Raw genomic sequence first — 11,591 nt, 5'->3', positions numbered from 1 at the left:
CCTCCACCCGCTCGATCAGCGCGGCATTGATGCGCTTGAGCTTGGCGACCTGGCGTTCCAGCTCGCGCTCACGCTCAGTGGTCACGGCGATACTGCCCGATGTAGACCCCGCTGAACGTCTGGTTGAGGTGCAGGCCGCTGCAGTGCTCACCGTAAGTGTTGAAGCCGATCACCCGCTGCTCGCGGTAGAAGTCGCGCGCGCGGGTCGCAAGGCCGGCCTGCTCCAACTCCAGCCGGCGCAGAAAGCAGTCGCAGCCGAGGACGCATTCGGCGGGCCCCAGCCGGTCGGCAATGGCGGCGATCTCGCCGCCGAGGTCCTCGAGCAGGTCGGACTCCTGCATGGCGGTCAGCACGATGCCGGTCTCCACCGCGCAGTAGAAGCTCAGGCTGAGGTCGGGGTTGACGCTCTGGATGGCACGCACGTAGGTCTTGTCGTGCAGCTTCACCGCCAGCGGGTGGCGGGCAAACACCTCGGGGCCCAGCGCCTCGGGCGCGCAGCCGACCAGCCGGGCGTACTCCAGCGCCGCCGGCTCGGCGTTCAGCTCCAGCACCCGGCGGCGCTCGCAGTCGGCCGCGGTCACCACCAGCTTCTCGCCGCTGGGGCGCAGGTGGTGGGTCGAGAAGACCTCGAAGTCGAGCGCAGTGTTCACCATCAGCACCACCGCGGCGCGGTCGTGGAAGGCGCCCTCGCCGTAGACGTAGGTGCCGGTCAGGCGATTGTCGTCGCCGGCGCTGCCGCCGAAGTGGGGTATGCCGGCCAGCACCGAGGTCAGCGTAAGCAGCACCTGCTCCTCGCAGGCCGAGAGGCCGTCGAGCAGGGTCATGGCGAAGGTATGGCCCTTGATCGGCGCCACCCCCGAGTGCGTGCAGTGCTCCATCAGCTGGTCGGTGATGCGCTGGGCATCGAGCAGCGAGAAGGTATCGAGCTCGCGGATCAGCCGGTAGTCGAAGGAGAAGGCGCGGCGGTCGAATCCCAACGCCAGGACCGAGCCGCGCGCGTAGCCGTCGACCCCCAGCTCGCCGGCGGTGGTGCAGCCGCACAGCTTGACCCCGCCCAGGTGCGCCTCCAGGGCCGCGGCCAGGGCGGGCAGGTCGTACTCCGCCGAGCAGAAAAACAGCACGCCTTCCAGATAGGGCTCAGCAGCCGGCTGGCCAGCTGCTGGGCGGCCTGCTCCGGATCGCGCTGGGATGACTGGGCGACTCGCAGCGGGGCATCCAGCGAAAGGGTCTCTTCCATCCTTGATACCGCTAATGGCACTGACATGGCAGCCTCGCGCGCAGGTCGGGTAACTGCTGTCAGTCTAGGCCTTGATGCAAAGCAGCAACATAGCACTTGAGTGTTGATGGCCGTACGCCGAACCAGAACGAAGGTCGTAGATCGCGCGCCGGGCCGGCTGAGCTGGCGCCTTGCGGCTGCGGCGTCACTGGCGCAGCAGCTGGCTCAGCACGGCGCGCAGCCGCCCTGGCCGGAGCGGCTTGTGCAGCAGCGGAATGTTGCCGTCGGCCAGGCGCCGACGCCAGGCATCGGAGCGATCCGCGGTGATCACCACCGCCGGCAGGCGAGGCAGCTGCCAGTGGCGGCGCAGCTTGGCGACCAGCTGGTCGCCGGTCTCGCCCGCATCCAGGTGCAGGTCGACCAGCAGCGCATCGGGCGGGGGCAGGTCCAGCATCAGCACCTCTTCCAGATCATGGGCCACGTCGCACTGCATCCCCCACTGCTCCAGCAGCGCCTGCATGCCCACCAGGATACTGCTGTCATTGTCCACCACCAGCAGGCGCCGTCCCTGCAGCGGTCCGCTCGGCAGCACCGCCTCGGCGTGTCGATCGAACTCGGCCTGCGGCTCGCACACCGGCACCTGCACGGCGAAGCAGGAGCCGCGCCCGGGGTCGACGTCACGCTGACCGCCAGCCCCAGCCGCTGGCAGATCCGCTCGACGATCGCCAGGCCCAGCCCCACCCCTGGCGATTGCGGGCGCGCTCGGCGTTGAGCTGGTGATATTCGAGGAAGATCGCCTGCAGCTGGTTGGCGGGAATGCCGGCCCCCGTGTCGTGCACCTCGATGGAGGCCATGTCACCGATGCGACGCACCCCCAGCAGCACGCCGCCCGACTCGGTGTAGCGGCAGGCGTTGGAGAGCAAGTTGCGCAGCACCCGCCCGAGCAGACGGAAGTCGCTGTTGAGGCACACCGAGCTCTCGACGCAGCGAAAGCGCAGCGCCTTGCGCTGGGCCCGCGGGGCATACTCTGCCACCAGCCCGCACAGCATGCGCGAGATCGGGAAGCACTCGTACTGCGGCTGGATGCGCTCCTGGTCGAGCCGGGCGATGTCGAGCAGGTCGGTCAGCAGCTCCTCGGCGCCCTCCAGCGACAGATGGATGCTGTTGACCAGGCGCAGCGAATCGGCGTCGAGCGGCCGCTCGCGCAGCGTCGACACCAGCAGCCGCGCGGCATCGAGCGGCTGCAGCAGGTCATGGCTGGCCGCCGCCAGGTAGCGATCCTTGCTGCGGTTGGCCTCCTGGGCCAGGTCGCGGGCGGCGCGCAGCTGCTGCTCCATCAGCCGCCGCTCGGCCACCTCGCCGGCCAGGTCGGTATTGAGCTGTTCCAGGCGCTGGGTACGCTCGCGTACCCGCGCCTCAAGCCGTGCGTTGAGCGCCAGCAATTCCTGGCGCGCCCGCTCGCGCTCGGTGATATCGGCAACGAAGCCTTCGACCAGAATCTCCTCGCCCTGGTCGGGGCGACCACGATGCCGATGCCCTTGGCGCAGTCCATGGGGCTGCCGCCGCCAGTGGCCACGATGGCCTGGGCGCCCATCTCGCGGTACGCCTCGGCGCCGGCCATCACCTCCTCGCTGCGCGGGTTGGGCGACACCGAGGTGAAGCGCCGGCAGGCGATACCCTGGGCCGCCAGGTCCGCCTCCACTTCGGCTACCCAGCCGGCCAGGACCACGCCGGGGTCCGACACCAGCAGCACCTGCTCGGCGCCGAAGGTACTGACATAGTTGGCGACGGCGCGGCGTGCGCCCTCGCCGAAGATGATCTCGGGGGCCACGAACTTGCGCAGCCGGGTGATGCTGGATGCCATTCAGGGTACTCCCGCTGGACGCCGCCCGCCTGAAGGCAGGCCGAGGGCAGAGGCCTCTTGTTATCGTGTCGTCTCGGGATGACGTGCCTCCCATGGTATGGGGCGACCCGGCCGGGTGCCCTACGCCCTTGGTCGGGTATGGAGACCACGCACCCGAACGGGGCCAGCCGGGCCCCGTTCGATCGGCTCGATCAGCGGTTGGCGATATAAAGTGTGACCTCGAAGCCGAGGCGCAGGTCACGATAGCGGGGCTTGCTCCACATGGCAGTCTCCTTAGGCTGGGGAACGGCAGACCGGCCCCGGGCAGGCCGGCCAGATCAGTAAAGCACCTCCCGACGCCAGCAGGGCGATACTTTGGAAGGAGGCAGCCCCTTCCATGGGACCAAACGGCACCCCGGCGCTGGCGGCCGCCCTGCGCCCCGGCTAGCCTCGAAGGGTTTGCCCACAGCGAGACTTCCCCATGCCACGCCACTTTCTGCTGCTGGCGGCCGTACTGCTGGTGCCGTCGGCCCAGGCCGAGACGGCGCCGCTGACGACAGCGCCGTTCCAGACAGCACCGACCCAGGCAACACCGACCCAGGCAACACCGACCCAGGCAACACCGACCTCGCTGCGCTCGCCCCAGGCCCGCATGGTCGACGGCTACCTGGCCTATGGCCAGTTCAAGATGGGCCGCTATGCGCAGGCCTTCGAAATCTGGCAGCGCCTGGCCGCGGAAGGCGATGCCGACGCCGCCTTCCAGCTCGGCGTGATGCTGGAGGATGGCCGCGGCCAGCCCGCCGACCTGGTGCAAGCGCTGGGGTACTACCAACAGGCCAGCAACGCCGGCAGCCGCCGCGCCGCGCACCGCCTGGCGGCGCTCTACGCCACCGGCGCACCGGGTCTGCCCGCCGATCCCACGCTGAGCCGGCACTACCGGGCACTGGCCGAGGCCGGCGACTGAGTGCATTCGCACACGCCTTGTCACCCCCGGAAGGGTTTCCTACGCTGGAAGGGTTGGCGCTTTACCGCGCCCTCCCCGACTCGCCTGCAAGGAGCCACGCGATATGCAACGACAAGGAATCTCAACGCAGCGCCGTTTTCTCCTCACCCCACTTGCCGCCGCCCTCGGGCTGGGGGCGTTCGGCATGGCCCACGCCGCCCCTGAGGTCGTCCAGCAGGAGGTCCAGGACGCCATCGAAAGCGAAGAGGGCAGCCTGCGCCTGGTCCAGGTGGTCAGCGGGTTGGAGCACCCTGGGCGGTGGCCTGGCTGCCCGATGGCCGCATGCTGATTACCGAGCGCCCGGGAAATCTCTACTTAGTCGATGACGACGAGATCACCGAGGTCGGCAACCTCCCGCGGATCGACGCCGAGGAGGATCAGCAAACCGCGCCCGAGGGTGGCAACCAGGAGGTCTGCTGGATGTCGCCGTGCACCCGGACTACGACAACAACGGCTGGATCTACTTCACCTACTCCAGCCCCGGCGATGACGACTCGGTGATGGGCGATGATGAATACGGCACCGGCACCGCACTGGCCCGCGCCCGCCTGAGCGACGACGGCAGCGAGCTGACCGACCTCGAGACGATCTATGCCCAGGTGCCGCGCACCGCGCCCGGACGTCACTACGGCTCGCGCATCGTCTTCCCCGGCGACGGCAGCGTGATGTTTTCGATCGGCGATCGCGGCATCCGCTATCCCTCCCAGGACCTGACCGACCCCGGCGGCTCGATCATCCGACTCAACGAGGACGGCGGCGCCTTCGAGGGCAACCCCTTTATCGGCGTCGAGCCGGGCAACCTGCGTCCCGAGATCTTCTCCTACGGCCATCGCAACAACCAGGGGCTGGCCCTGCACCCCGAGACCGGAGCACTGTGGGCCATCGACCACGGCCCCAACCAAGGCGGCGAGCAGCTCTACGTCGCCGAGGCCGGCAGCAATCACGGCTGGCCGCAGGTCTCCTTCGGTACCGAGTACGATACCGACGAATTCATCGGCATCGGCCGCGAGGCGCCCGGCGTCAAGCCGCCGGTCCATGTGTGGGACGAGACCCTGGCGCCCTCGGGCCTGGCGTTCTACACCGGCGAGGAGTTCCCCGGCTGGCAAGGCAACCTCTTCGTCGGGGCGCTCTACGCCGAGCGGCTGCACCGGCTGGTGCTGGACGGCGAGACCATCGCCCACGAGGAGATCCTGCTGGAGAACGAGGTGGGCCGTATCCGCGATGTGCGTCAGGGCCCCGATGGACTGCTCTACATGCTGACCGACGAGAGCGACGGCGGCCTGTATCGCCTCGAGCCTGTGTCCGAGTCCGAGCCGTGATGCCAGGCACTTGGCCAGGGTTCTAAGCACCAGGCTTGCACGAACCAGGCGTACGGCATGACTAGACGCCGGGCGCGGGTAGCAGGCCAAAAACGTCGCGGGGCCGATCGCTTGGCGATCGGCCCCGCTGGCATCTGGCATCCGCCGCTCAGTACCTAGCGGAAACGAAACCGCCGCGACAAGGCGCCGCACCCCCGACCGGCCCTGTCCTTGACGATGATCAAATCACAAGGAACTAATTCTATCGGCCTTTGTGCCGACTCAACCCTGACGCGCCGAGGCCTGAGTATGGTCGGCCAACCAGCGATCGAGCGCCTGCAGGGTCGGTGCCATACACGCCTCGAGAGCCTCAAACTGGCCATGGACCGCGTCCCGTTGCCCTTCGCGGGCCAGCGTCTCAAGGTGGCTTGCCTCGCTGGCCAGCGCCACACCGCCAAGGCTAGCCGACTCGCCCTTGGCACGGTGGGCGACCGCCGCCAGGACGTCCAGGTCGTGCTGCGCCAGGGCCTGGGCCATCGTCTGGCGATAGTCCGCCAGCTGTTCACGGTGCAATGCGACCAGCCTCGCCAGGGGCCAGGCCCGAGGGTTTCCAGCAGTTCGGCCAGCACCCTCGCATCGAGCAGGCCGGCAGCGCTCGAACGGGGCTCGTCGGCGCCGGCCTGGCTGGCGGAAAGCGGGTCGACCGCCAGGGCCACACGCTGCAGACAGCGGACCAGCGCCACGCGGTCGAGCGGCTTGGTCAGGTAGTCGTTCATGCCCGCCTTGAGGCAGCGTTCACGATCCGCGCCGGGGCCGGCCGCGGTCATCGCCACGATCGGTACCCGCGCCTGCCAGCCACCCAGCGAGCGCAGTAGGCGCGTGGCCTGCAGGCCGTCCATGCCAGGCATCTGCACATCCATGAAGATCAGGTCGAAGCTCGCCTGCTCGACGCGCTCCAGCGCCTGCGGCCCGCTGTCGGCCACCTGCACGCGGCAGCCTAGCCGCTCCAGCATGGCCACAGCGACCTGCTGGTTGACGGCATTGTCCTCGACCAACAGGACCTGCACACCGGCGACCTGCGGCAAGAGGCTCGACTTGCCCTGTTCCAATTCGGGCTCGGGCTCCCTTCCGCCGCCTCCAGCGGCAGCTCGAACCAGAAACGGCTGCCCACGCCCGGTCGACTGTCGACCCCGATGCTGCCGCCCATGGCGTAGGTTAGGCGGCGGCAGATCGCCAGCCCCAGCCCGGTGCCGCCATAGTGGCGCGAAATGGAGGCGTCGGCCTGCAGGAAGGGCTCGAACAGGCGGTCGTGCAGCGCCTCGGGAATACCGGGGCCGGTATCGTAGACGCTCAGCTTCAGCCGGCCCTCATCGGTCAAGGCGGCCTCGACGCGCACTTCGCCCAGCTCGGTGAACTTGATGGCATTCGCCAGCAGATTGAGCAGCACCTGGCGCAGGCGCGAGGGGTCACCCATCAACAGCGGCGGCAGCTGCGGTGAGAGGTGGTAAGTCAGCGCCAGCCCCTTGGCCTCGGCGCGAGGGGCGAACAGGCGGCAGGCATCCTCCACCATGGAAGCCAGCGGCACCGGGCGGCGCTCAAGCTCGAGCCGCCCCGACTCGATCTTGGAGAAGTCGAGAATGTCGTTGATGAGTTCCAGCAAGCGTTCGGCGCTGAGATGAAGCGTGCGGGCATAGTCGCGCGAGCGCGAGTCGAGCGGCTGGTCGAGCAGCAGGTCGCTCATGCCGATGACCCCGTTGAGCGGGGTGCGGATCTCATGGCTGACCGTGGCGAGGAACTCCGACTTCGACTGGCTGGCCGCCTCGGCACGATGGGCCGTGGCCTGCAGCTCGCGGCTTAGGGTCTCGAGCGAACTGCGCGCCGCCGCGTTCTCCCTCACTTCGCGAAAGAGGAAGATCGCGACCAGCAGGCCGGCCAGTGACATGGCCATGATCAGTGCCAGCAGCAGAGCGTAGAGGCTCTGCAGCGCCTGGCGCTCGTGCGTAGCCGCCTCGGCGATATGGCCGTTGATCGCCACCACCAGCTGCTCGCTGTAGCTGCCGATGCGCTGCAGCCGGTCGTTCACCACCCAGCGTACGCCTTGGTCGAGCCCGGTCAGCTCGTCAAGCAGCCGGTCCAGGTCATCCATTTTTTCGAACAGTTCCGGCATCAGGCGCGCGGCGTTCGGGATCTGCTCGAGCACCCTGGCGACATCGCCGCGCTGGAACAGGCTGAGGCGGCTGGCGATCAGGTCGAAGCGCAGCCGCAGCGCTTCCAGCGACTGGCCGCTTCCGCTGCCCAGCGCCAGGTCGCTGCGTAGCTGCACAATGTCCCGATCGAGCTTGTAGGCATGCCAGGTCGCATCGGCCACCACGCCTTGAGTCAAGCCTTCCTGGCGCCAGGCCGCCAGCCCCACCACCACCAGGGCGGCGGCGAAGAAAAGCAGCGTGGCGGCAGCTCCCAGCTTCAGCCGGAAGGGGAACGCAGCATTAGCGGGCTCCGAACTCAGCGGCCTTCAAGGCACATGGATTTCACTGGCATGCCACACCGAGCGGAAGCGCACGGCCTGTGTCAACAGCTCCGGGTGGTCGTCGAAGGGGTAGAGCACGAACACCGGACCGAGATCGCGCACCGTGAGCGGCTCGCCGTCACGCAGCACGGCGAGAATGACCGAATAGTCGTGCAGCTCGGCGACCGGCACGGTGGCTCCGAAGCCGTCGAGCGAGGAGACGCGGACTTCGTCGGCCTGAACGCCGGCGGCCTCGAGCACGGCGCGAAACAGCGGGCCTTCGAAGTGCCCGGCGCCTTCGGTCCAGGGCGTGTGAGTGACTACTTCCGTGGGAGCGAGCATCATCATCAGCGCCCGGTCGAGGTGCAGCTCCGCCCCCACGTTGGGGTACGCCACTGCCCCGGTGACGCGCAGGATCACCTCGCCCGAGGGTGGCGGCAGCGTCGCGGCAAGCGCCGGCAGAAGGGACAGCATCAAGCCACCGAAAAGAAGCGGGCGGCACACGCAGGCAGGTCGAATCGTCATGGCTGTCCGCTTTGGCTGGTAAATGCCGACAGCGTACGCGAAATGCCGAGAAAGGTCAGGCGGATTCGGTCGCCGCAGGGGGCTCCCTGCGGCATGGGCGGGCCTCAGGTAGCGAGCTTGTCCAGCGGTTCGCAGCGCACCAGGTCCTCGTAGGCGTGCCAGCTGGCATGCCCCAGCACGGGCAGGATGAGGGCCAGGCCGATGTAGAAGGTAAGCACCCCGACCAGCACGCAGCCGGTGAGGATGGCCGCCCACAGCAGCATGGGCCGGAAGTTGCGCGCCACGGCACGTACGCTGGCCTCGATGCCTTCCATGAAGGTCAGGTCCTGGTCCATCAGGGTGGGAATGGCAACCACGCTGATGCTGAAGGCGCCGAAGGCGAGTACCGCCCCGACCGCCGTGCCGACGGCGATCAGTCCCAGCCCCTGCGGGGTGGTCAGCAGCGAGGCATAGAGCGCCGCGGCGCTGGGCGCCTCGAAGCCGTAGAACAGGGCGAAGAGCAGCGTGGCGAGGCGAATCCAGGCCAGGAAAAGATCATCATCATCACGCCCATCATCGCCAGCTGGCCGGCGTGCGGCTTCCAGGCGCTGAAGGCGTCGCCGAGGTGCGGAGCGCGGTTGGCTTCCAGGGCACGACTGATGCCGTAGGAGCCCACGGCGACCAGCGGGCCGATGAACATGAAGCCGGCAATCAGCGGCAGCAGCCAGTGCCACAGGTCGAGCATCAGTGCACCCACGGTCACGGCAATGCTGATGCCGACCCAGAACATGCCGTAGGCCAGGCTGACCGCGGTGGCGCGGCGGAAGTCCTCGATGCCGGCCGCCAGCCAGGCCTTGGGCCTGTCCATGCCGACCGGGTTGATGATGATCTTGACGGAAGGCGCGGCTGAATGCGGATTGGATCTTGTCGTTGCGTTCATTGTCTTACCCCGTGTCGCCGAGAGAGGGTGAGGCGTCCTGATCGGCCCGCTGGCCGCGGAGCGTCTTGTTGTTGTCCTGCCTCGTCAATGTAGTTGACCTGGCGCAAGCTTGCCGCGGCAGAAGATCAACGCAGGCACCCACGACGGCCCGAGTGGGGAGAGCGCCCAGACTTACCTTTGGGCATAAAAAGCTTACTTTATAAAACAACCGGAATATAAGAATGCAAAAGCGTTCCTTCTGACCCCGCGCTCCCGCGCAGTACCATGAAGGCTGTACGAGTCACGAACCACGGAGCCCACAATGATCCGGTTATCAGGCATGGCAGCCCTGCCGCTGGTCGGCTTGCTGCTGTCGGCCGGCCTGCCCCAGGCGGCAATGGCAGAGGCCACCTTTTCGCAAGCCCAGCTCGAGGTGATGGCGGGCAGCTGCGCCAACTGCCATGGCACCGATGGTCGCCTTGCCGGCATCGTGCCGGCCATCGCCGGGCGCCCAGCCGCAGCGCTGGAGTCTCGCCTGCTGGCGTTCAAGCACGGCCAGGCCACCGACACCACCATCATGGACCGCATCGCCAAGGGCTTCACCGACGAAGAGCTTGGTGCCTTGGCACGCCATTTTGCCGCCATCGACCTGCGGGACGATGACGCGACCGACGCCGAAGATCAGCCGACACAAGAGTGAGGAAGCGCCACATGAGCCACGACGTTATTCGCAGCGGCCTGTCGCGCCGCCAGCTGATCAAGGGCCTGGGCGCCGCTTCGCTGCTGCCGCTGGCCGCCGGTGCTGCCCTGTTCGCCATCGGCGGCCAGAGCGCCGGCCAGGTCATCGTGGTCGGGGGCGGGTTCGGTGGCGCCACGGCGGCCAAGTACCTGAAGCGCGCCAACCCGGCCATTGAGGTGATCCTGGTCGAGCCCGCCGAAACCTTCTACACCTGCCCATTCAGCAACCTCTTCCTGGGCGGCCTGCGCGACATGCGCAGCATCGCCCACGGCTACGATGAGCTCACCGACCGCTACGGCGTACGCGTGATCCACGCCACCGCCGAGGACATCGATTCGGCGGCGCGCAAGGTAACGCTGTCTACCGGACGCGTGCTGGAGTACGACCGCCTGGTGCTTTCGCCCGGCATCGACATCCGCTGGAACGCCCTGGAGGGCTACGACGAGGCAGCCGCTGAAAAGGCGCCTCACGCCTGGAAGGCCGGCGCTCAGACGGAGCTGCTGCGTCGACAGCTCGAAGAGATGGAAGATGGCGGCACCTTCGTCATGGTGGCTCCGGCCAACCCCTTCCGCTGCCCGCCCGGGCCCTACGAGCGGGCCAGCCTGATCGCGCACTATTTCTCGGAGTACAAGCCGAAGTCCAAGGTGCTGATCCTCGACGCCAAGGACAACTTCTCCAAGCAAGGGTTGTTCATGGAGGGCTGGGAGCGGCTTTACGGCGATCGCATCGAGTGGGTCGGTCTGTCCGACGACGGCCGCGTCACCCGGGTGGATGCCGACACCCTGGAAGTCGAGACCGAGTTCGGCACCGTGCACCGCGCCGACGTGCTCAACGTGATTCCGCCGCAGAAGGCGGGCTGGATCGCCGAGCGGGCGGGGTCGTCGACGCCTCCGGCTGGGTACCGGTGAAGGCGGAGACCTTCGAGTCCCAGCAGGTCGAGCACATCTACGTGGTGGGCGATGCTACCGTGGCGGCGCCGATGCCCAAGTCCGGCTTCTGCGCCAATGCGCAGGCCAAGGTGGTGGCGGCCGCCATTGCCGCCTCGTTGGAGTCACGCTCCGCGCCGCAAGCCTACTGGACCAACACCTGCTACAGCCTGGTGGGCCCGGACTACGGCATCTCGGTGGCCGGTGTCTACCGCGTGCAGGAGGGCGTCATCGCCGAGGTGGAGGGGCCGGCGGCGTCAGCCCGGCGGATGCCCCCAGTGCCACCCGCGCGCTGGAAGCCGAATATGCCGTGGGCTGGTACAACGCCATCTGCCAGGACACCTGGGGAACGCAGCTCTGACACCCGGCCTCGTTCACCCGGTATACTCTTGGGCCGCCCACTGGGGCGGCCCAACGACTTTGACGGCACGAGGAATCACGACACCATGAGCCATACCGAGCTGGTTGCCTGGTCGGGCTTGCTCATCGGCCTGGTTTTCGGCGCCACCGGCCAGACCACGGGCTTCTGCCTGCTGCGGGGTTCGTCCACCGCTGGCGCCACGGCGATGGACGCCGCCTCAGGGCATTTGCCATTGCCATGGCCGTGGCCCTGCTCGGCAGCCAGGCGCTGGCGAGC

General features: G+C 68.0%; 15 protein-coding genes and 3 pseudogenes. 8 read left to right on the top strand and 10 right to left on the bottom strand.

Annotated features, from left to right (window positions below; all coding sequences use genetic code 11):
* Window positions 1–74 precede the first annotated feature (74 nt).
* The 5 genes from nosP to pqqA all read right to left on the bottom strand — a co-directional run bounded on the left by nosP (window position 75) and on the right by pqqA (window position 3,343).
* A complete protein-coding gene (gene nosP, locus ACUDAL_RS02055) occupies window positions 75–1,121 on the bottom strand; it encodes a nitric oxide-sensing protein NosP (RefSeq protein WP_444676959.1) in 1,047 nt (348 codons plus the stop codon).
* 300 nt (window positions 1,122–1,421) lie between these two features.
* The gene (locus tag ACUDAL_RS02050) at window positions 1,422–1,862 is read right to left on the bottom strand and encodes a response regulator (protein ID WP_444676958.1); all 441 of its coding nucleotides are present in this window, start codon (window positions 1,860–1,862) and stop codon (window positions 1,422–1,424) included.
* 31 nt (window positions 1,863–1,893) lie between these two features.
* Entirely contained in the window at window positions 1,894–2,658 is a 765-nt protein-coding gene (locus ACUDAL_RS02045; RefSeq protein WP_444676957.1) for a sensor histidine kinase, read from the bottom strand.
* Window positions 2,553–3,080 carry an iron-containing alcohol dehydrogenase gene (locus ACUDAL_RS02040; RefSeq protein WP_444676956.1) on the bottom strand — a complete coding sequence of 176 codons (528 nt, stop codon included), beginning with the start codon at window positions 3,078–3,080 and terminating at the stop codon, window positions 2,553–2,555. The genes ACUDAL_RS02045 and ACUDAL_RS02040 overlap by 106 nt, the downstream gene beginning before the upstream one ends.
* Window positions 3,081–3,271: 191 nt before the next feature.
* Window positions 3,272–3,343 (bottom strand): pyrroloquinoline quinone precursor peptide PqqA, encoded by a 72-nt coding sequence (pqqA, locus tag ACUDAL_RS02035; protein WP_444679284.1) that lies wholly within the window; start codon window positions 3,341–3,343, stop codon window positions 3,272–3,274.
* 197 nt (window positions 3,344–3,540) lie between these two features.
* Between pqqA and ACUDAL_RS02030 the strand changes: the two genes are divergently transcribed.
* From ACUDAL_RS02030 to ACUDAL_RS02015, 4 genes are all read left to right on the top strand, one after another.
* Window positions 3,541–4,023, top strand: coding sequence for a tetratricopeptide repeat protein (locus tag ACUDAL_RS02030; RefSeq protein ID WP_444676955.1), 483 nt, complete (start codon window positions 3,541–3,543; stop codon window positions 4,021–4,023).
* Window positions 4,024–4,126: 103 nt separating this feature from the next.
* Complete coding sequence (locus tag ACUDAL_RS02025) at window positions 4,127–4,351, top strand: hypothetical protein (protein WP_444676954.1); 225 nt, start codon at window positions 4,127–4,129, stop codon at window positions 4,349–4,351.
* Entirely contained in the window at window positions 4,345–4,563 is a 219-nt protein-coding gene (locus tag ACUDAL_RS02020) for a hypothetical protein (RefSeq protein ID WP_444676953.1), read from the top strand. The genes ACUDAL_RS02025 and ACUDAL_RS02020 overlap by 7 nt, the downstream gene beginning before the upstream one ends.
* Window positions 4,491–5,381: a PQQ-dependent sugar dehydrogenase gene (locus ACUDAL_RS02015; protein ID WP_444676952.1), complete on the top strand. Its 891-nt coding sequence runs from the start codon at window positions 4,491–4,493 to the stop codon at window positions 5,379–5,381. The genes ACUDAL_RS02020 and ACUDAL_RS02015 overlap by 73 nt, the downstream gene beginning before the upstream one ends.
* A gap of 261 nt (window positions 5,382–5,642) precedes the next feature.
* Here the strand turns inward: ACUDAL_RS02015 and ACUDAL_RS02010 are convergent, their stop codons facing one another.
* The 5 genes and pseudogenes from ACUDAL_RS02010 to ACUDAL_RS01990 all read right to left on the bottom strand — a co-directional run bounded on the left by ACUDAL_RS02010 (window position 5,643) and on the right by ACUDAL_RS01990 (window position 9,310).
* Complete coding sequence (locus ACUDAL_RS02010; protein ID WP_444679283.1) at window positions 5,643–5,897, bottom strand: Hpt domain-containing protein; 255 nt, start codon at window positions 5,895–5,897, stop codon at window positions 5,643–5,645.
* Window positions 5,898–6,148: 251 nt separating this feature from the next.
* Window positions 6,149–6,373, bottom strand: a pseudogene (locus tag ACUDAL_RS02005) (response regulator); the annotation flags it as partial.
* Window positions 6,358–7,779 carry a sensor histidine kinase gene (locus ACUDAL_RS02000; RefSeq protein ID WP_444676951.1) on the bottom strand — a complete coding sequence of 474 codons (1,422 nt, stop codon included), beginning with the start codon at window positions 7,777–7,779 and terminating at the stop codon, window positions 6,358–6,360. The pseudogene ACUDAL_RS02005 and the gene ACUDAL_RS02000, both read right to left, overlap by 16 nt.
* Before the next feature lie 93 nt (window positions 7,780–7,872).
* Entirely contained in the window at window positions 7,873–8,340 is a 468-nt protein-coding gene (locus tag ACUDAL_RS01995; protein WP_444676950.1) for a molybdopterin-dependent oxidoreductase, read from the bottom strand.
* 155 nt (window positions 8,341–8,495) lie between these two features.
* Window positions 8,496–9,310, bottom strand: a pseudogene (locus tag ACUDAL_RS01990) (DUF2189 domain-containing protein).
* Between the two features lie 301 nt (window positions 9,311–9,611).
* Here ACUDAL_RS01990 and ACUDAL_RS01985 point away from each other — a divergent pair.
* From ACUDAL_RS01985 to ACUDAL_RS01970, 4 genes and pseudogenes are all read left to right on the top strand, one after another.
* Window positions 9,612–9,989: a c-type cytochrome gene (locus ACUDAL_RS01985; RefSeq protein ID WP_444676949.1), complete on the top strand. Its 378-nt coding sequence runs from the start codon at window positions 9,612–9,614 to the stop codon at window positions 9,987–9,989.
* A gap of 11 nt (window positions 9,990–10,000) precedes the next feature.
* Entirely contained in the window at window positions 10,001–10,936 is a 936-nt protein-coding gene (locus ACUDAL_RS01980; protein ID WP_444676948.1) for an NAD(P)/FAD-dependent oxidoreductase, read from the top strand.
* A 71-nt stretch (window positions 10,937–11,007) separates the two neighbouring features.
* Window positions 11,008–11,157: pseudogene (locus ACUDAL_RS01975) on the top strand (FCSD flavin-binding domain-containing protein); the annotation flags it as partial.
* Entirely contained in the window at window positions 11,103–11,315 is a 213-nt protein-coding gene (locus ACUDAL_RS01970) for an FCSD flavin-binding domain-containing protein (protein WP_444679282.1), read from the top strand. The pseudogene ACUDAL_RS01975 and the gene ACUDAL_RS01970, both read left to right, overlap by 55 nt.
* The last annotated feature ends 276 nt before the right edge of the window (window positions 11,316–11,591 follow it).

Source organism: Halomonas sp. E19 (assembly GCF_052439355.1).
GTDB lineage: Bacteria > Pseudomonadota > Gammaproteobacteria > Pseudomonadales > Halomonadaceae > Halomonas.
Note: the sequence above shows the minus strand (reverse complement) of the source record. Positions and strands in the feature narration are given on the sequence as shown.